The 19,051-nt window shown below is 70.7% G+C and carries 15 protein-coding genes, 1 tRNA gene and 1 pseudogene; 10 read left to right on the top strand and 7 right to left on the bottom strand.

Annotated features, from left to right (window positions below; translation table 11 throughout):
- The first annotated feature begins 301 nt into the window (after positions 1-301).
- The 5 genes from LHA26_RS02700 to LHA26_RS02680 all read left to right on the top strand — a co-directional run bounded on the left by LHA26_RS02700 (position 302) and on the right by LHA26_RS02680 (position 9,233).
- Positions 302-2,836: a TonB-dependent receptor gene (locus LHA26_RS02700; protein WP_252167218.1), complete on the top strand. Its 2,535-nt coding sequence runs from the start codon at positions 302-304 to the stop codon at positions 2,834-2,836.
- Between the two features lie 94 nt (positions 2,837-2,930).
- Positions 2,931-4,481, top strand: coding sequence for a tryptophan halogenase family protein (locus tag LHA26_RS02695; protein ID WP_252167217.1), 1,551 nt, complete (start codon positions 2,931-2,933; stop codon positions 4,479-4,481).
- Between the two features lie 11 nt (positions 4,482-4,492).
- A complete protein-coding gene (locus LHA26_RS02690) occupies positions 4,493-6,769 on the top strand; it encodes a beta-glucosidase (protein ID WP_252167216.1) in 2,277 nt (758 codons plus the stop codon).
- Entirely contained in the window at positions 6,766-7,698 is a 933-nt protein-coding gene (locus tag LHA26_RS02685) for an aldo/keto reductase (protein ID WP_252167215.1), read from the top strand. Before LHA26_RS02690 ends, LHA26_RS02685 begins: the two co-directional genes overlap by 4 nt.
- Positions 7,699-7,862: 164 nt before the next feature.
- Positions 7,863-9,233 (top strand): hypothetical protein, encoded by a 1,371-nt coding sequence (locus LHA26_RS02680; RefSeq protein WP_252168442.1) that lies wholly within the window; start codon positions 7,863-7,865, stop codon positions 9,231-9,233.
- Positions 9,234-9,251: 18 nt separating this feature from the next.
- On the opposite strand, the gene LHA26_RS02675 is transcribed toward LHA26_RS02680, so the two are convergent.
- Positions 9,252-10,148: a fructose bisphosphate aldolase gene (locus LHA26_RS02675; RefSeq protein ID WP_252167214.1), complete on the bottom strand. Its 897-nt coding sequence runs from the start codon at positions 10,146-10,148 to the stop codon at positions 9,252-9,254.
- Between the two features lie 161 nt (positions 10,149-10,309).
- Between LHA26_RS02675 and LHA26_RS02670 the strand changes: the two genes are divergently transcribed.
- Entirely contained in the window at positions 10,310-11,215 is a 906-nt protein-coding gene (locus tag LHA26_RS02670) for an ATP-grasp domain-containing protein (RefSeq protein ID WP_252167213.1), read from the top strand.
- A complete protein-coding gene (locus LHA26_RS02665; RefSeq protein ID WP_252167212.1) occupies positions 11,215-12,231 on the top strand; it encodes an LLM class flavin-dependent oxidoreductase in 1,017 nt (338 codons plus the stop codon). Before LHA26_RS02670 ends, LHA26_RS02665 begins: the two co-directional genes overlap by 1 nt.
- 6 nt (positions 12,232-12,237) lie before the next feature.
- Here LHA26_RS02665 and LHA26_RS02660 read toward each other — a convergent pair whose 3' ends face one another.
- Complete coding sequence (locus LHA26_RS02660) at positions 12,238-12,885, bottom strand: 5'-methylthioadenosine/S-adenosylhomocysteine nucleosidase (protein ID WP_252167211.1); 648 nt, start codon at positions 12,883-12,885, stop codon at positions 12,238-12,240.
- Positions 12,886-12,994: 109 nt separating this feature from the next.
- Here LHA26_RS02660 and LHA26_RS02655 point away from each other — a divergent pair, with 109 nt between their 5' ends.
- Complete coding sequence (locus LHA26_RS02655; RefSeq protein ID WP_252167210.1) at positions 12,995-14,341, top strand: lipopolysaccharide biosynthesis protein; 1,347 nt, start codon at positions 12,995-12,997, stop codon at positions 14,339-14,341.
- A 6-nt stretch (positions 14,342-14,347) separates the two neighbouring features.
- On the opposite strand, the pseudogene LHA26_RS02650 reads toward LHA26_RS02655, so the two are convergent.
- Positions 14,348-14,612, bottom strand: a pseudogene (locus tag LHA26_RS02650) (ArsC/Spx/MgsR family protein).
- A gap of 144 nt (positions 14,613-14,756) precedes the next feature.
- On the opposite strand from LHA26_RS02650, the gene LHA26_RS02645 reads away from it, so the two are divergent.
- Positions 14,757-16,064 carry an MFS transporter gene (locus LHA26_RS02645; protein WP_252167209.1) on the top strand — a complete coding sequence of 436 codons (1,308 nt, stop codon included), beginning with the start codon at positions 14,757-14,759 and terminating at the stop codon, positions 16,062-16,064.
- Positions 16,065-16,115: 51 nt separating this feature from the next.
- Here LHA26_RS02645 and LHA26_RS02640 read toward each other — a convergent pair.
- Positions 16,116-16,192 (bottom strand) — tRNA-Arg (locus LHA26_RS02640).
- 57 nt (positions 16,193-16,249) lie between these two features.
- On the opposite strand from LHA26_RS02640, the gene LHA26_RS02635 reads away from it, so the two are divergent.
- Complete coding sequence (locus tag LHA26_RS02635; RefSeq protein ID WP_252167208.1) at positions 16,250-16,990, top strand: queuosine precursor transporter; 741 nt, start codon at positions 16,250-16,252, stop codon at positions 16,988-16,990.
- A gap of 25 nt (positions 16,991-17,015) precedes the next feature.
- Here LHA26_RS02635 and purQ read toward each other — a convergent pair whose 3' ends face one another.
- Genes purQ through LHA26_RS02620 form a run of 3 tightly spaced genes read right to left on the bottom strand, consistent with a single transcriptional unit; the run spans position 17,016 to position 19,049 of the window.
- Positions 17,016-17,681 (bottom strand): phosphoribosylformylglycinamidine synthase subunit PurQ, encoded by a 666-nt coding sequence (gene purQ / locus LHA26_RS02630; protein WP_252167207.1) that lies wholly within the window; start codon positions 17,679-17,681, stop codon positions 17,016-17,018.
- A gap of 4 nt (positions 17,682-17,685) precedes the next feature.
- On the bottom strand, positions 17,686-17,916 hold the full coding sequence (purS, locus tag LHA26_RS02625) for a phosphoribosylformylglycinamidine synthase subunit PurS (RefSeq protein ID WP_252167206.1): 231 nt from the start codon (positions 17,914-17,916) through the stop codon (positions 17,686-17,688).
- Positions 17,913-19,049, bottom strand: coding sequence for an acyltransferase family protein (locus tag LHA26_RS02620; protein WP_252167205.1), 1,137 nt, complete (start codon positions 19,047-19,049; stop codon positions 17,913-17,915). Before LHA26_RS02620 ends, purS begins: the two co-directional genes overlap by 4 nt.
- Positions 19,050-19,051: the final 2 nt, after the last annotated feature.

Raw genomic sequence — 19,051 nt, 5'->3', positions numbered from 1 at the left:
ACCGGCGCCGCCGCCCGCCTGACCCGGCGGCACCGGCCCGCCATCCGCGGCGCCGGCGCAGGCCGATCGATCCTCGGCACGCGCATCCCCCAACCCGCGCTGAACGGCCGCCCGCCGGCGCTCGGTGGCGGCCTGAAAGCCGTGAGAATACAATATCCTGAATACATGTAGCGTGACTTTTACGCCACGCTCTGTCAGCGATGTCAAAAGGGGCTTTGACATCGATGACAGGCCGGGATTATGGCCGTCAGCAAGCTCCAGAAACGGGAGCGAAACAGATAGAAACCTCCGGGGAGGACAGATGAACCGGTCTCTTTTTGCCGCGAGCACTGCGCTCGCCGCGCTCGTCGCCCATGCCGCCACCGCCAACGCCCAATCGGCTCCGGTCATCCCCGGTCCGGTCGCGCCGGTCGGCACCACGCCCTCGGCGCAGCCCAACACCGATACCGGGCCCGGAACGGGCGCCGATACCGGACAGGTCAGCGAAATCGTGGTGACCGCGACCAAGCGCGAGACCTCGCTGGAAAAGACGCCGATCGCCATCTCGGCCTTCAGCCAGAACCAGCTCAATCGCCAGCAGGTGCAGGATGTCACCGGCCTGGCCAATTTCGTGCCCAGCCTGCACTTCGCCCAGCAGGGCGATCAAGGCGCCATCCTGTTGACCATGCGCGGCATCGGTAACGACTCGGCCTATACGGAAGTGGCCGATCCCGAAGTCGCGATCTACGTGGATGGCATCTATTCGCCGCGCGCCCAGGGCGCCTCGGTGCTGATGTACGACATGCAGCGCGTCGAGGTGCTGCGCGGCCCGCAGGGCACGCTGTTCGGCCGCAACGCCACCGTCGGCGCGATCAGCCTCGTCACCGCCAAGCCGACGCTGGACGATTTCCACGCCGCGATCGATGCCGTGGGCGGGTCCTATGACCGGTTCGGCGTGCGCGGCATGGTCAACATCCCCGTCACCAGCAATTTCGCGGTGCGCGCGGCGTTCATCACCGATCGCCACGATGGCTTCATCGATTATCAGCAGCCGCCCAGCATTCCCGGCCTGAACCGTTCGGCCTTCGTGACCGGCGGCAAGAAATATTATGCGGCGGACCAGAAGTCGGCGCGCCTCTCGGCCCTGTGGCAGCTCGATCGCTTCCACTGGGATCTGTCCGGCGAATATTACAAGGACACGGGTTCGCCCATTCTCGGCCTGATGCAGACGCCGCGTCCCGGCCAGAAATTCTGGTCGGCGCTGGTCGATACGGCGCCCTCCACCAATCGCTATTCGGGCAGCATCCGCTCGAACATGACCTATGACTTCACCGATCATGTCGAGCTTGCCTATGTGGCGGGCTGGTCGCGGGTCGGCGGCGGCGCGGACAGCGATGCCGATGCCGGCGCGCATCCGCCGACGCAGAATGCCGATGGCTCGCTCAACCTGCCGTCGAACAGCTTCGGCGAAAACCGCACCGCCTTCTCGCGCTACGATTTCTGGAGCCAGGAAGTCCAGCTCAAGTCGATCGGGCGCAACACGATCGACTGGATCGTGGGTGGCTATTACAGCCACGAGGTGAACAAGATCCGTTTCGATATCGATCAGCGTAACGGCTATCGGGATGGCACGTTCAACTGGGCGGGCACCTTCATCCAGGCCGATCGCAAGATCGACTCGCGCGCCGCGTTCGGCCAGGCCGTGTGGCACGTCAACAACTGGATCAACCTGACCGGCGGCGTCCGCTATACGAGCGACAAGAAGCGCGACATCGGCGGCCGCAACATCACCTATTGCGGCGGCGCGGCGTCGACCAACCCCAATTGCTACAACACGCCGGGCCTGCCGGGGATCTTCGGCATCGCGCTCGACAAGGCGGGCAACGCCAACCAGGTGCTGGACGCGCTCAACGCGGAATCGAGCGCGCTCGGCTATGGCAATCTCTGGGGCATCTCGCCCAACGACGCGCACGGCAAGTGGAACAAGGTGACCTGGCTGGCGCGCGCCGATGCCAATGTCACCGACACCACGCTCGTTTATGGCAGCGTCAGCACCGGCTTCAAATCGGGCAATATCGAGGATGGCGGCCTGCTCGCCGGCCCCGAGACGCTGACCAACTACGAGATCGGCTCCAAGTCGCGGCTGTTCGGCGGCCGGGCGACGGTCAACCTCGCGGCCTATTACGAGGACTTCAAGGGCTATCAGGTCAATCAGGCGATCACCACCCAGGATGCCGCGGGCAACATCACCGGCAGCCAGCTGGTGACGACCAACGCCAAGGGCGCCAAGGCCTATGGCGTCGAGGCGGAGATCACCGCCAACGTCACGCGCTTCGATCGGGTGAGCATCGCGGCCACCTATCAGCACACCAAATTCGATAGCCTGGTCACGATCGACAACCGCATCTATCCGACCGCGCCCGAGAATTTCGAGAATCTCAAGGGCAACGAGCTGCCGCACGCGCCGCATTTCTCGGCGACGACCACCTATGAGCATGATTTCAACCTGGCCAATGGCGCGCGCATCACGCCGCGCGGCACGGTCCATTACGAAACCCGCAGCTGGCTCACCTATTTCAACGGCGACGTGGCCTCGCGCTACGCCGATCCGACCGGCAAGGGCCTGCTCGGCACCGGGTTCGACAAGCAGAAATCCTATGCGCGCGTCGATCTCAGCATGACCTACGCCTCGCCGGGCGATCGCTACGAGATCGAGGCCTTCTCGCTCAACGTCACCGATCACCGCATCCGCACCAGCGCGGGCGTTTCGGGGCCGACCAACGGCCTGGCCCCGGTCTTCCTCTCCAATTACGAGCCGCCGCGCACCTGGGGTGTCCGCGTGCGCGCCAAGTTCTGACTTCCCGCTCCCCCCGAGCAGGACCGCTGCGGCCACCGTCCCCCCCTCGGGCGGTGGCCGCCCTTTCTTCCGAACGGCAAGACGGGTGGCACGCATGAGCGATCCGCTGCGACGGCTGGTGATCCTGGGCGGCGGCACCGCCGGCTGGCTCACCGCCGCCTATCTCGCCCGCGCGCTGCCCGCGGCGGGCGGCCCGGGCTGGGCCATTGCCCTGGTCGAGAGCGCCGATGTGCCGACGATCGGCGTGGGCGAGGGCAGTTTCCCCACGCTGCGCGCCACGCTCGCCACGCTCGGACGTTCCGAGGCCGAATTCCTCCGCGCCGCCGATGCGAGCTTCAAGCAGGGCGTGCACTTTGTCGGCTGGGCGGGCGGGCCCACGCCGGGCCATGCGCAGGATGCCTATTTCCATCCCTTCGAGCTTCCGGTCGGCGGCGACGCGCCGGGCCTCCTGCCCTTCTGGCTTGATTCCGGCGCGGATGAAGCCCGGCCGGCCTATGCGGACGCGGTGACGGGCCAGGCGCAGGTGGTGCGCGCCGGGCGCGGGCCCAAGCGGCCGGGCGATCCCGATTGGGCCGGGCCCATGAACTATGCCTATCATTTCGATGCCGCCCGGCTCGCGCTCTGGCTGCGCGACATCGCCACCGCCAATGGCGTCGCCGTCACCGAGGCGACCATCGTCGGCGCCGAGCGTGGCGAAGATGGCGGCGTCGCCGCGCTGCGCACCGCCGAGGGCGAACGTATCGAAGGCGATATCTTCATCGACTGTTCGGGCTTCCGCGCGCTGCTGATCGGCGAGACGCTGGGCTCCCCCTTCCACGATGTCGGCGACGTGCTCTTCAACGATCGCGCGGTGGCGCTCCAGGTGCCGAGCGCCGCCGATGCGCCGATCGCGCCCTATACGCTCGCGGTCGCGCAGCCCGGCGGCTGGATCTGGGACATCGGCCTCGCCGACCGGCGCGGCACCGGGCTGGTCTATTCCAGCCGCCATTGGTCGGACGAAGCGGCGGCGGCGGCGCTGCGCGCGCATGGCGGCCACGATGCACCCGTCCGCCAGCTGCGCTTCCGCACCGGCTATCGCACCCGGCCCTGGATCGCCAACACGATCGCGGTGGGGCTCGCCGCCGGCTTTGTCGAGCCGCTGGAATCGACCGGCATCATGCTGGTGGAGGTGGCGGCGCGGATGCTGGCGGAGATGCTGAGCGGCGCCGAGGATCCGCGCGCGCTCGCCGGCGCCGCGCGCGGCTTCAACCGCCAGATGACGGCGCGCTTCGCCGCGATCGTCGAATTCCTCAAGCTCCATTATTGCGCGGGGCGGCGGCGCGACACCGGCCATTGGCGCGATCATGCCGATCCCGCCACCTGGCCGGACGGGCTTGCGGACAAGCTCGCGCAATGGCGCCGCCGCCTGCCGTCGCGCTTCGATTTCACCGTCGACTACGAGACGTTCCTGCCGCCGAGCTGGGCCTATATCCTCCACGGCCTCGGCTTCGCGACCGAGGCGGGGGCCGGGGCGATCGCGCGCGATCCCGCCGCCGCGCGCAACGCCATCGCCACCTTCGCGCGGATCCGCCAGGCCGGCCGCCAGGCGGCGGCGGCGTTGCCCGATCACCGCGCCCTCGTCATGCACTATCGCCGCTTATCCTGAAGGGAAATTCCATGCACCCGCTTCGCCGCCGTCCGCTCCGTCGCCTGTCGTCGCGCGCGCCCGTCGCCGCGCTGCTGCTGGCGGGCGCCGCGCCGGCGCTGGCCGCCGGGGCGGGGGACGGCCCCTGGCTGAACCGCGCGCTGTCGCCCGCCGCCCGCGCGGAGGCGCTGGTGCGCGCCATGACCCAGGACGAGAAGCTGCAGATCGTCCGCACCTGGTTTCCGCCGCTGGCCAAGGGCAAGCCGGGCGCGCCCGACGATCTCATCCCCTCGGCGGGCGAGATGGTGGGCGTGCCCCGGCTCGGCATCCCCACGCTGCGGGAAAGCGATGCCAGCCTTGGCGTGGCCAACCAGATCGAGCAGCGCAAGGGCGACACCGCCACCGCGCTGCCCGCCAGCCTCGCCACCGCCGCCAGCTTCGATCCCGCCATCGCCTATGCCGGCGGCGCGATGATCGGCAGCGAGGCGCGCGCCAAGCGCTTCAACGTGCTGCTCGCCGGCGGCGTCAACCTGACGCGCGACCCCTGGGGCGGCCGCGATTTCGAATATCTGGGCGAGGATCCGCTGCTCGCCGGGCGGCTGGCGGGCGCACACATCCGGGGCGTGCAGAGCAACCATATCGTCTCGACCATCAAGCATTATGCGCTCAACGCGCAGGAGACGGGGCGCACGCTGGTGGATGCGCGGCTGGATTGGCCGGCGCTGCACGAGAGCGATCTGCTCGCCTTCAAGCTCGGCATCGAGGGCGGCCATCCCGGCTCGGTGATGTGCGCCTATAATCTCGTGAACGGGGATTGGGCGTGCGAGAATGCCGAGCTGCTCACCCGCGTGCTGCGGGGCGACTGGAACTATCAGGGCTGGGTCATGTCCGATTGGGGCGCGGTCCATTCCACCGTCAAGGCGGCCAATGCCGGGCTCGATCAGGATTCGGGCGCCGAGCTAGACAAGCAGGATTTCTTCCGCGCGCGCCTGCGCCAGGCGATCGCGGACGGCCAGGTGCCGCAGGCCCGGCTCGACGCGATGGTCCGCAATGTGCTGACCGGCGTGATCGCGTCCGGCCTCTATGATGATCCGGTGCCGGCCGCGCCGGCGCCGATCGATTACGCTGCCCATGCCGAAGTGGCGCAGCGCGCCGCCGAGGAGGGCGTGGTGCTGCTCCGTAACGAGGGCGGGGTGCTGCCGCTGGCGGCGACCGCGCGCACCATATTGGTGATCGGCGGTCATGCCGATGTCGGCGTGCTGTCGGGCGGCGGATCGTCGCAGGTCCGGTCGGTCGGCGGCGTACCGGTCGAGATCCCGCTCAAGAGCGGGCCGGCCGCCTCCTTCGCGCGGATCACCTGGCACGCCAGCTCGCCGCTGCGCGCGATCCAGGCGCTCAACCCCGGCGCGCGCGTCGTCTATGACGATGGACGCGATCCCGCCCGCGCCGCCGCCGCCGCGCGCACCGCCGATGTCGCGCTCGTCTTTGCCACCCAATGGCGCACCGAGGCGGAGGATGTGCCGAGCCTCGCCCTGCCCGACGATCAGGATGCGCTGATCGCGGCGGTGGCCGCCGCCAACCGCCGGACCGTGGTGGTGCTGGAAACGGGCGGGCCGGTGCTGATGCCCTGGATCGATCGGGTGCCGGCCGTGCTCGCCGCCTGGTATCCCGGGCAGCGGGGCGGCGAGGCCATCGCCAACATCCTGTTCGGCAAGGTCAATCCCTCGGGCCGCCTGCCGATCACCTTTCCCGCCGCGGCAAGCCAGGCGCCCCGGCCGACCCCGCCCGGGCGCGGCGCCGTGGCCGGCGACGATGCCGCGTCCAACCCGGGCACGGGCGGCGGCACCGCCGCCATCTTCGAGGCCCGCTATCCGGAAGGGGCGGACGCGGGCTATCGCTGGTATGCGCGGCAGCATGCTAAACCACTGTTTCCATTCGGCTTTGGCATGTCCTATACGCGCTTCACCTATAGCCGGCTGAAGGTGACGGGAGGGGCCATGCTGACGGTCAGCTTCGATGTGACGAACAGCGGCGCGCGCGCCGGGGCGGATGTGCCGCAGCTCTATGTCACCCCGCCGCACGCCGGCGCGGTGGCGCGGCTGGCGGGCTTTGAACGGCTGACGCTCCAGCCCGGCGAAACCCGCCACGTCACCCTCACGGCCGAGCCGCGCACGCTGGCGCGCTGGGATCAGACGACGCGCGGCTGGCGGCTGGGCGCGGGCCGCTATGCGGTCGCGATCGGCCATGACGCGACCGACCAGACGCTCGCCGGCGCCGCGACGCTCGCCGGGCGGAGCTTCCGCCCGTGAGCGGCGGCGGGGATCGCCGCGCGCCGGACCGTCGCCGCGTGCTGCGCGGCGGCGCGCTGGCCGCCGCCTGGCTCGCCGGCGGGCGCGCGCTTGCCGCGCCGGCCGTCGCCGCACCCCCGGCGGTGCCGAGCGTCATGCTGTCGCCCGGCGTGGCGATGCCGATGCTCGGCTTCGGCACCTATTCGCTGCGGGGCGCGCTGTGCGAGGAGAGCGTGGCCGATGCGATCACCGCCGGCTACCGGCTGATCGACACCGCTTTCGTCTATGGCAATGAGGAAGCGGTCGGGGCCGGGATCCGCAAGGCCGGCGTGCCGCGCCAGTCGCTGTTCGTCACCTCCAAGATCTGGGTCGACGATAGCGGCTATGCGCCCGCCAAGCGCGCCTTCCAGGCCACGCTGGATCGGCTGGGGCTCGACTATCTCGATCTCTACCTCATCCACCGCCCGCGCGGCGACGTCGCCGGATCGTGGCGCGCGATGGAGGAGCTGCACGAGGCCGGCCGCATCCGTGCCATCGGCGTCAGCAATTTCGATGCCGCGCAGCGCGCCGCGCTCGCCGCCACCGCGCGCATCGCGCCCGTGCTCAACCAGATCGAGACCCATCCCTATTTCCAGGAGGACGCGGCCTTCGCCGCCCGCGCCGCCGGCACCGGCCCGCGCATCGAGGCCTGGGCGCCGCTGGCGGAGGGGCGCAACGGTCTCTTCACCGATCCGGTGCTCGCCGCGATCGCGACCGCGCACAAGCGCAGCGTCGCGCAGATCGTGCTGCGCTGGCACCATCAGCGCGACACCATCGTCATTCCGCGTTCCTCCAATCCCGCGCACCGCCGCGAGAATTTGCGGATCTTCGATTTCGCGCTCAGCGACGAGGAGATGCGCCGCATCGCCGCCCGCAATCTTGGCCGCTCGCTCTTCCCGGAATGGACCTGAGCGCAGAATTGTCACCAATCCCCCAAGTAAATCAGCTGGTTGTATTTGACGGTCCAACAGCGTCGCGATACTATCGCGGCGGGTGACAAAGAATCGAGTCCCTCGCCCCCGTATGTAGGCGTCGCGTGTCTTGGATCGATGATCGACAGGCGATGGAGGGGGTCTTGGCGGTTGAGGGCGATGATCCGGCTGTGTTCGTGCTGCGCCGCGAGCTGAGCGAAGTGCATCTTCTGCTGGACAATATCTCGGCCAATCCCGATGCGCACCTGCCGCCGAGCCAGGAGAAGGCGCCCGGCGGCCTGCCCGATGACTGGCTCACCCGGATCTGCGAGATCGACTGGCCGCCCGAAAACGCCAGCAGCAAGGCGGAGGAGGCGTCGCTGCTCATCCGCGCCAAGGATTTCCTCAACACACTGGCGCGTCCGGCCAGCGGCGCCACCATCGCCTTCACGCTGCTCGTCACCCAGTCGCAGCAGCAGCACGCCGTCGAGGCCGATGTCCACAGCCGCAACGAGCTGGCGAGCAAGGCCTATCCCGATCTGATCGGCAAGGCGGAGCGGTTCCGCGCCTGGATTGGCCGGCTCACCTTCGCGCTTGCCCTATGGCTGCTGGCCACGGTCGGCCTCGCCTGGCAGATCGCCTATGCCAATGCCGGGATCAGCCAGGCGCTGGCGGCGCAGGCCGCCTACCAGACCGCCGCCGCCACGGTGGAGCAGAGCCAGCTGCCGCCGGCGCCGGGCACCGCCAAGGATGCCGCGCCGGCCGCGCCGGGGGCGGCGGCGCCCACCGTCGCGGCGCCGCCCGCGCCGGTCGTCCCGTTGCGCCCTGCGGCCCTGCTCTGCCAGACGGCGGTCGCGCAGCTGGACCAGCCGATCGCCGCCGCGCCCGCGCCACGCCCCGCCGGCGCCGCGCCGCGCAAGGTCGCGCTTCGGCATGGCGCGGCGCCGGCGCCGGCGGCCACGCCTTCGCCCGCCGCCGCGGCGCCGCCGCCCTTCAGCTCGCTCGCCCAATTGCAGGCGTGCAACGCGCTCAACCAGGCGGCGCGCGCGCGCGATGCCGCGCTCGGCATGCTGCAGGGCTGGTGGGGCTGGCTGCGCGGGGATCCCGTGCCCGACGATGTGCTGGCCAAGGCCAGCGCCTGGGTGGCCGTCTGGGGCAATGGCGTGCTGCCGGTCTGTTTCGGCCTGCTCGGCGCGGCGGCGGCGATCGTCCGCCGGCTCTCGGACAAGATGAAGATCAACTGCCTCGCGCCGCGCGATCTCAATCTCCTGCTGCAGCAGCTGGCGCTGGGCGCGGTGACGGGCGCGTGCATCGGCCTGTTCGCGGTGCAGCCGAGCGGCGATGGCAGCAACGCCACCGCGCTCGCCGCGCTCGGCACACCCTCTTCGGGGCTTGCCTTCTCCGCCTCGGCGCTGGCCTTCATCGCGGGCTTCGGCGTGGAGACGGTGTTCGTCGCGCTGGATGGCATCATCAAGCGCATCTTCAACGTGGCCGGCGGCGCGCCCGCGCCCGCCGCGCCGGCGGCCACGCGATGACCGCCGGCGCCGGCCACCTTACGCCTTGACGGTGGAGGCCTGGTAGATCTCCTCGATCGCGGCGGCCAGCGTCGCGTCGAACGCCGCGTCGGACTGGTCGTGGCGGAGATCGTTGATCAGCGCGCGCGAGAAGCTGGCGATCATGCCGTGGTTGTGCGCCAGCTTGGCGCACGCCTCGGCGCGCGAATAGCCGCCCGAAAGCGCCACCACCTTCACCACCTTGGGATGGTCGATCAGCGGCTTGTAGAAGTCCGGCGTCTCCGGGATGGTCAGCTTGAGCATCACCGGCGCGTCCGCGGGCAGCGCGTCCAGCCGCGCGGCGATGGCGTCGCGCAGCAGCGCCTCGGCGCCGGCCTTGTCGGGGCTGGTGATGAGCACCTCGGGCTCGAGGATCGGCACCAGCCCCTTGGCGGAAATCTGCGCGCCGATCTCGAACTGCTGGTCGACGATCGCCGCGATCCCGCTCGCCGAGGGCAGGTTGACGACCGAGCGCATCTTGGTGCCGAACACGCCGAGCCCGACCGCGCGGTCGAGCAGCGCGTCGAGGCCGGCGATCGGCTTCATCAGCCGCACCCCGTCCGCCTCGGCGGCGAGCCCCTGGTCCACCTTGAGGAAGGGCACGATCTGGCGCTGCTGCCACAGATAGGCGGGCACTTTCTGGCCCTCGGCCTCGCCGTCCATGGTGCGCTCGAACAGGATCGCGCCGACCAGCCGCGCGCCCGTGAAGGCGGGAGCGGTGATGATGCGGACGCGCATCTCGTGGATCAGCGCGAACATCTCCTCCTCGGAATGATAGGCGCTTTCGGGCACGCCATAGGCCTTGAGCGCGCCGGGTGTGGAGCCGCCGCTCTGATCCAGCGCCGCGATGAAGCCGTCTCCGTCCTTGATCCGTGCCATCATGCTTGCATCGGCCATCGCCATCTCTCCGCTAGTGAGCTTCTTCCCGCGCCCTGCCCGGCGACAGGCGGGGCGTCAAATGCAGGAACGCAAATCGCCCGCGCAAATCCTTCGCCCCATCGCGCCTGCTGCTTTATCCCTCTGGCCATGCACGCCAATTCTCCTCATGCTGGGGGGAGATGAGTGATCTTGCCCTGCTCTACGAGCATCCCGCCTGGTTCGTCCCGCTGTTCGACGCGCTGAAGCGGCGCGGCATCGTCTATCAGGCGCTGACGCCCGCCGGCGCGTTCGATCCGGCCGATCCGCATCCGCCCGCGCCGCTGATCCTCAACCGCATCGCCATGTCGGCCTTTCTGCGCGAGGCCGAGCATCCGATCTTCTGGGCGCAGGCGCTGATCGCGCAATGGGAGCGGCGCGGCGCGCGGGTGCTGAACGGCACCGCCGCGCTCGCGGTCGATACCTCCAAGGCCCGGCAGCTCGCGCTGATCGCGTCGCTCGGCCTCGCCGTGCCGGCGACCCGCGTCGTCCACCGCCCGCGCGACGTGCCGGCCGCCGCCGAGGCGATCGGCTTTCCGCTGGTGGTGAAGGCCAATATCGGCGGCGCCGGGGCGGGCATCGCGCGGTTCGACAGCCTCGAGGCGGTGCGCGCGGCGGCCGCCGATGGCACGCTGCCCACCAGCATCGACGGCGTGCTGCTCGTGCAGGAATATGTGCCCGCGCGCGATGGTCTCGTCACCCGCATCGAAACGCTCGACCGCGCCTATCTCTACGCCATCGACATCGCCGGGGCGGGCCAATTCGATCTCTGCCCGGCGGATGCCTGCGCGGTGCCGGGCCGCGCCATTACCATGCGCGCGGCCGAGCCCGCGCCGGCGCTGCGCGCGGCCGCCGAGGCGATCGCGAAGGCCGCCGCGCTCGATCTCGGCGGGGTCGAGGTCATGATCGACGATCGCGACGGCGTTCCCCGCTTCTACGATATCAACGCCTTGTCCAACTTCGTCGCGCGCCCGCTCGAGGTGCTGGGCTGGGATCCGCACGAGCGGCTGGTCGATCGGCTGGAAGGCTGGATGGCGGAGGCAGGCTGATGCGCTACGGTTTCTGGATGCCCGTGTTCGGCGGCTGGCTGCGCAACATTCCGGATGAAGGCATGGAGGCGAGCTGGGACTATGCCCGGCGCCTCACCCTCTCGGCCGAGCGCTGGGGCTATGACCTCACCCTGATCGCCGAGCTGAACCTCAACGACATCAAGGGCATCGAACAGCCCTCGCTGGATGCCTGGTCGACCGCGGCGGCGCTCGCGGCCGTCACCGAGCGGCTCGAGCTGATGGTCGCGGTGCGGCCCAATTTCCACCAGCCCGCGCTCTTCGCCAAGGCGGCGGCCAATATCGATCGCATCGCCGGCGGCCGGCTGGCGCTCAACGTCGTGTCCAGCTGGTGGGCCGATGAGGCGCGCCAATATGGCCTGCAATTCGACGAGCATGACGATCGCTATGCGCGCACCGCCGAATGGCTGCGCGTGGTCGACGGGCTCTGGTCGGAGCCGCGCTTCAGCTTCGAGGGGCGCTTCTACCGCACCGAGGATGCGATCTGCGCGCCCAAGCCCGTCAAGCGGCCCACCATCTATGCCGGCGGCGAGAGCGAGGCCGCCAAGACGATGATCGCCAGCCAGTGCGACGCCTATGTGATGCACGGCGATCCCGTTTCCGCCATCGCCCCCAAGATCGCCGATATGCGCGCCCGCCGCGCGGCGCTGGGCGGGGCGCCGATGCAGTTCGGCATGGCCGCCTATGCGATCGTGCGCGACAGCGAGGCCGAGGCGCGGCGCGAGCTGGCGCGGATCACCGAGGTCAAGGCGCTGCCCGCCGGCTACGCCAATTTCGATCAGTGGCTGTCCGGCACCCAGCTCGAGCGCACCCTCAAGCTGCAGGAATATTCGGTCTCCAACCGCGGGCTGCGGCCCGATCTGGTCGGCACGCCCGAGCAGCTGCGCCAGCGCATCGCCGATTATGCGGGCGCCGGGCTCGATCTGCTGCTGCTCCAGATGAGCCCGCAGGACGAGGAGATGGAGCGCTTCGCCCGCCAGGTGATGGGCACGGCCTGACGCGTCTCAGCCGCGCAGGCCGCCCGCCGCGATCCAGTCCGCCAGCCCGTCGATCACGGCCGCCAGCTTGGCGTCGAGTTCGGCGAGATGCTCGGTCCACTGGTCGAGCGTGGCGAGCCCCTCGGCGCCGTCCGAAATGCCGCGCAGCCCGATCATCGGAACGCCGTGGCGCTGCGCCGCGCGCAGATAGGCGAAGCTCTCCATGTCCACCATGTCCGCCGCGATCGCGTCATAGGCGGCGCCGGTGACGATGTCGGCGCCGGTCGAGAGGCTGGCGGCCGGCAGGCCGGGCAGGCGCAGCGGCAGCGGCTGCACCGGCGCCAGCGGCAGGAAGGGTGTCTCGCCCGGCGCGAAGCCGAGCGCGGTGGCGTCCATGTCGCGATAGGCGACGCTCGCCACCTGGTAGATGGCGCGGTGCGCCAGCCGCACCGATCCCGCCGAGCCCAGGCTGACGATCAGATCCGGCAGCGTCCCGGCGGCGGCGAGGCCGGCGAGCGCGGCGGCCAGCCCGATCCCCGCCTCGACCGGGCCGACTCCGGTGATCAGCGGCGTGATCCGCGCCCGCAGCGCGGCGCCATATTCCTGTTCGGTGGCCATCACGAAGAGCAGGCTGTGGCCGCGCATAGCATGCAGGACGGGCAGGGCGGGGGTCATGAACATCCGGACAAGCGAGGATCCGCCCGCTTGCTGTGCGCGCCGGCGGCGGATTGCAAGCCCGATCTCGGCGCGTGACCGCCGCGCCGGCCCCGGCTAACGCAATCTCATGGCACTAGGCGACAAGGCAGGCACGGGCGCGGGCGGGGACGGGCGCGAGGCGGCGGGCGGATTGGGGCGGGCGGTGGCGCGCAATCTCGGCTGGCTGCTCGCCAGTCGCGGGCTGATCGCGCTGCTCTCGCTCGTCTATCTCGCCATCGCGACGCGCAGCCTGGGGGTGGCGGGCTTTGGCCGCTTCGCGCTGATCGTCGGCGCCGCCTCGGCGCTCACCGCGCTGGTGCAGTGGCAGACCTGGCAGATCCTGGTGCAATATGGCGCCCGCCACCAGCAATCGGGCGACGAGACCGCGCTCGGCGCGCTGCTGCGCTGCTGCTGGCTGCTCGATTGCGGCAGCGCGCTGGTCGGGCTCGCGGCCAGCGCGGCGATCCTCGGCCTGTGGCATGGCGCGCTCGGCGTCGATGCCGGGCTGCGCGGGCCGGTGCTCGCCTTCACCGCCGCCGAGCTGCTGTCGCTGCGATCCACCGCGCTCGGGCTGATGCGGCTGCGCGACCGCTTCCGCCTCGCCGCCTATGCCGATAGCGTCACCCCGGTGCTGCGGCTGGCCGGCGCCATCGCCGCCGGCCTCTTCCACCCCAGCGTCACCGCCTTCCTCGCCGCCTGGGGCTTTGCCGAACTCTGCACCGCCGCCACCTACTGGCTGTTGTTCGCGCGCATCGGCGGCGTGGCGCTGCTGCGCAGGCCGGGGCCGGGCTTTCGCGGCGTGCTCGCTCAACATCCCGGCCTGCTCCGCTTCGCTGTGTCCACCAACCTCATCTCCAGCCTCGAACTGTCCACCAAACAGGTGCCGCTGCTGCTCACCGGCGGCATGGTCGGCGTGGCCTCGGCGGGCGTGTTCCGGCTCGCCTCGCAGCTCGCCCAGGCCCTGTCCAAAGTGTCGCAGCTCATCTCGCGCGCGGCCTTTCCGGAGATCGTCCGCACCGTCGCCGCGCGCGGCCTGGGCGAGGTGGGGGCGCTGTTCCGGCGTGCCTTCCTGATTTCGGCGCTGCTCGGCGCGCTCGTCTTCCTGCTGATCGTGCTGATCGGCCGGCCGGTGCTGGGCTTTATGGGGCCGGGCTTCGTGCAGGGCTATCCGCTGCTGCTCTGGCTGGCGGCGGCGGGGTGCGTCGATCTCGCCACCGCCGGGTTCGAGCCCGTGCTGTTCGCGGCGCACCGGTCCGGCCTCGCGGTGAGCGCGCGCGTGGTGGCCGCGCTCGGCCTGTGCGTGGCGGGCGTGCTGCTGGCGCCGCGCCACGGCGCGCTGGGCGTGGCGATCGGCGTGCTCGTCAACGCGCTGCTACTCGCCGCCGTGCTCGGCACCGCCATCCTGCGGCTGATCCCGCGCGGTGCCGCGCGCTGAATCCGCTCAATCGGCGTCGGGCAGCAGCGCCAGCACCGTTTCGGACGGGCGGCAGAGCGCCACGCCGCGCGGGGTGACGACCAGCGGCCGGTTGATCAGGATCGGATGCGCCATCATCGCATCGAGCAGCTCCGCCTCGCCGCGCGCGGCTCGGCGGCGTCTTCAGATATTCGATGACATGCGGCTCGAACCCGGCGGCGCGGATCTGCGCCAGCGCGCCGCGCGACGTGCCGCACGCCGGATTATGATAGAGGATGATGTCGAACGCCATGGCCGCCTCCCTTGGTCCGCCCCGGCGCTAGGCCAGCCGCGCGGCGCCGGGCAAGCCCGGAGGCGCTAACGTAAATCAGCGTCAGAATGGATATTTCGGCGGCCCCCGAGGTTGAGCAGCCCGCATTCCCCGGGGAGACGAGCCATGGCGACGGCAGCGGCGGACAGAAGCGGGGCCGATACCGGCGGGCGGCAGGCCGAGCGGCGCCGCGCCACGCGCGCGCTCCAGGCGCTCAACTTCTTCATGGCCGATATGCAGGCCGGGATCGGCCCCTTTCTCGGCGTCTTCCTGCAGCAGCGCGGCTGGCAGACCGGCCCGATCGGCACGGTGATGACGCTGGGCGGCGTCGCCGGCATGGCGGTGACGGTGCCGGCGGGCGCCTTTATCGATCATACCGAAAAGAAGCGCTGGGTCGTGGTCGTCACCGGCCTGTGCACCGTGCTCGCCTCCTTCCTCATCCTGTGGCGCCAGTCCGGGCTGGTGGTGAGCGTCAGCCAGGTCGCCACCGCGATCGCCGGCGCCGCGATCGGCCCGGCGGTGACGGGGATGACGCTCGGCATCGTCCGCCAGCGCGGCTTTCCCGCGCAGAACGGGCGCAACCAGGCCTGGAACCATGCCGGCAACATGGTCGGCGCCGGGCTTTCGGGCTGGCTCGGCTGGCGCTTCGGCATGCCCGCCATCTTCTTCCTCGCCGCCGCCTTCGGCGTGCTGGCGATCGCCTCGGTACTCTCCATCCCCGAGCGCGCGATCGATCACCGCGCCGCGCGCGGGCTGGAGGCCGACGACGAGGACGACGACGGCGGCGACGGGCAGGGCGGCGACGCGGCGGGCGAGGGCCAGGCGGCGGGCTTCCGCACGCTGCTCGGCAACCGGCCGATGCTCATCCTCGCCGCCGCGCTCGCCTGTTTCCACCTCGGCAATGGCGCCATGCTGCCGCTCTACGGCATGGCCGTGGTCGGCGCGGGCAAGGGCGATCCGGCGCTGTTCACCGCGACCACGGTGATGGTGGCGCAGGCGGTGATGATCCTCGCCAGCCTCGCGGCGATGCGCATCGCGGCTGGGCGCGGCTATTGGCTGGTGCTGCTCATCTCCTTCGCCGCGCTGCCGATCCGCGGGCTGCTGGCGGGGCTGTTCATCGCCCATTGGGGCGTATGGCCGGTCCAGGCGCTCGACGGGATCGGCGCTGGGCTGCAGAGCGTCGCCGTGCCGGGTCTGGTCGCCTGCCTGCTCGATGGCACCGGGCGCGTCAATGTCGGCCAGGGCGCGGTGATGACGGTGCAGGGCGTCGGCGCCTCGCTCTCGCCCGCGATCGGCGGCTGGCTGGCGCAGATGCTGGGCTATCGCATCGCCTTCTTCCTGCTCGGCGGCTTCGCGCTCGCCAGCCTCGCGCTGTGGATCGGCTTCGCCGGCCTGCTCCGCCCCGCCTGCGCCGGCCGCCGCACGACGGCGTGAGCGGCGCGCAGGGGCGGGCGCGCGTCGAGGGCCAGGGCGGAACGGCAGCGATGGCGCGCCCGGCAGGGCTCGAACCTGCGACCCCAAGCTTAGAAGGCTCGTGCTCTATCCGGCTGAGCTACGGGCGCCCGGCTGCCGCATAGCGTGGATTGCGGCGGACGGGAACCGCGTTACTCTACGCGGCGATGATCGAGACGTCCGATTCCGGCCTCCGCGCCGTCGATGCCGCCGAGCTTGGGCCCGGCGCGCTCCGCTATTTCGATTTCACCATGGCGGCCTTCGTCACCATCCTGCTGCTCTCCAACGTGATCGGCGCCGCCAAGATGGCGAGCGTCAGCGTGGCGGGGCGCGAATGGACGTTCGGCGCGGGCATCCTCTTCTTCCCCGTCTCCTACATATTGGGCGACGTGCTGACCGAGGTCTATGGCTATGCCCGCGCGCGGCGCTGCATCTGGGCCGGGTTCGCGGCGCTGCTGTTCATGGCCTTTATGAGTTTCGTGGTGGTCAGCCTGCCGCCCGCGCGCGACTGGACGGGGCAGGCGGCCTATGAGGCGGTGTTCGGCCAGGTGCCGCGCATCGTCTTCGCCTCGATCGCGGCCTTCTGGGCGGGCGAGTTCGCCAACAGCTTCGTGCTCGCCCGGCTCAAGATCCTGACACGCGGCCGGCATTTGTGGACGCGCACGATCGGCTCGACCATCGTCGGCCAGGCGGCGGACAGCCTGCTCTTCTATCCGCTCGCCTTTCTGGGCGTGTGGAGCGCGCAGGGCGTGATCCAGGTGGCGGTAACCAATTTCGCGCTGAAAGTGGGCTGGGAGGTGCTGCTCACCCCGGCCACCTATGCGGTGGTGGGCTGGCTGAAGCGGCGCGAGGGCGTGGACGTGTTCGATCGCCACACCAATTTCACGCCGTTCCGCGCGCGCGTGTAAGCCGGCGGGCGGGCGCGGGCGCGGGTCAGCCGATCGCGTCGACCAGCCCCTCGAACAGGCGGCGGCCATCGGTGCCGCCATGCGCCGGCTCGATCATCCGCTCGGGATGCGGCATCATGCCCAGCACATTGCCGCTCTCGTTCACGATCCCGGCAATGTCCCGCGCCGAGCCGTTGACCGCGCAGCCATAGCGGAAGGCGACGCGGCCCTCGCCCTCGAGCCGATCCAGCGTCTCGGGATCGGCGGTGTAATTGCCGTCATGATGCGCCACCGGGATGCGGATCGTCTCCTGCTCCTGGTAGCGGCTGGTGAACAGCGTCTGGCTGGTCCCGACGGTGAGATCCACGTCGCGGCACACGAAATCGAGCGTGGCGTTGCGCATCAGCGCCCCCGGCAGCAGCCCGGCCTCGGTCAGCACCTGGAAGCCGTTGCACACGCCCAGCACCGCCACCCCGCGCGCGGCCGCATCGGCCACCGCCCGCATCACCGGCGATCGCGCCGCCATCGCGCCCGAGCGCAGATAATCGCCATAGGAAAAGCCGCCCGGCACGCCGATGATGTCGATCCCGTCGGGCAGGCTCGTCTCGCCGTGCCACACCATGGCCGGCGCCTGGCCGGTGACCGCCCGCAGCGCCACCGCGAGATCGCGATCGCAATTGGAGCCGGGGAAAACGATGACGGCGCTCTTCATGGGGTCAGCTCCGTTCGATCCGGAAATTCTCGATCACCGTGTTGGCGAGCAGCCGCCGCGCCATCTCCTCGATCGCACCATCCTCGACCCCCTCGTCGACCTCCAACTCGACCAGCTTGCCGATCCGCACGTCGTTGACGCCGGCGAAGCCGAGCCCGGTCAGGGCATGATGCACCGCCTTGCCCTGCGGATCGAGCACGCCGGGCTTGAGGGTTACGATGACACGGACTTTCATGGCTGCGCGCTCCGGCCGGATGATGTGCGCTCCATGGCGAAGCCGGGCGGCGAGGGCAAGCCTTGAGCGAGGCGGCCGCCGCTCAGCAGGCGGGCGGCGGAAGGCGCGCCCGCTTCCAGCGCGCGCCCGAGCCCGATCGTCGCCGCGAGCGCGAGCAGCGGCTGGAGCAGCAGAAAGGCCGGATAGGCGGGCGCGCCCAGCGGGCCCGTCGCCAGGCCGATCACCGGGCCGAACAGCCACAGCAGGATGAGGTGCGAGGCGAAGAGGAGGAAGGCATAGCGCTCGCCGCGCAGCAGCCATGCGCCGAGCGGGCGCCGCGCCGCCGCCACCGCCAGCCGCCAGGTCGCCAGCGCCGCCGCCGCGCGCAGCGGCAGGTCGATCGCGTTGGCGGCGACGATGTGCGTCTTGAGCCAGGCATCGCCGAAAATGGCGATGGCGATGCGCGGGCCGATCAGCAGCAGATAGGGGGCGAGCGCCGCCGCCAGCGGCCAGCCGCCCAGCCGGTCCGCCAGCCCGTGGCGCCGCGCCAGCAGGCCGATCAGGAAGAAGACGAGGATCTGCGGCCGCAGCAGCAGGACGAGATCGGCGCCGCTCACCGTCCAGGCGATCGCCAGCGCCAGCACCGCGCCGAGCACGCGATCCGGGCAGCGCGCCAGCAGCGGCGCCACCAGCATGCACAGGAAGAGATCGCGCAGGAAGCTGATCTGCACGTTGATCGGGTTGGGCCCGGTGACGCAGCCGATCCAGTCCAGCGCCTCCGCCAGGCTCGCCGGCACCGGCGCCTTAAGCCGTCCCCAGGTGGCGAAACCCGAGACGAGCACGAGGCCGATCACGTTCCAGGCGAGCATCGGCGCGAGGATGGTCCGCGCCTTCACCCGCACGAAGCCGGCATAGCCGCGCCGCGCGGCCGAGGGCGCCGCCAGCCAGCCGGAGATGGCGCCGAGCAGCGGCACCGCGCAGCGGCCGACCAGCTCGATCAGCACCCAGCGCATCATGCCCTGGCCGCTGGTATCGAGCTGCGCCAGCACCTCGCCGGTGCGTCCCGTCCAGGCATGGACATAGACGATGCCGAGGATGCACAGCACCCGGGCGATGCCGATCGCCGCCCGGGTGGGGATTTCGCCCTCCGTCACGC

The sequence above is a fragment of the Sphingomonas morindae genome (assembly GCF_023822065.1).
In the GTDB taxonomy this organism is placed as follows: Bacteria; Pseudomonadota; Alphaproteobacteria; order Sphingomonadales; family Sphingomonadaceae; genus Solisphingomonas; species Solisphingomonas morindae.
The sequence above is the reverse complement of the archived record's forward strand: the minus strand, read 5'-3'. Positions and strand labels throughout refer to the sequence as shown.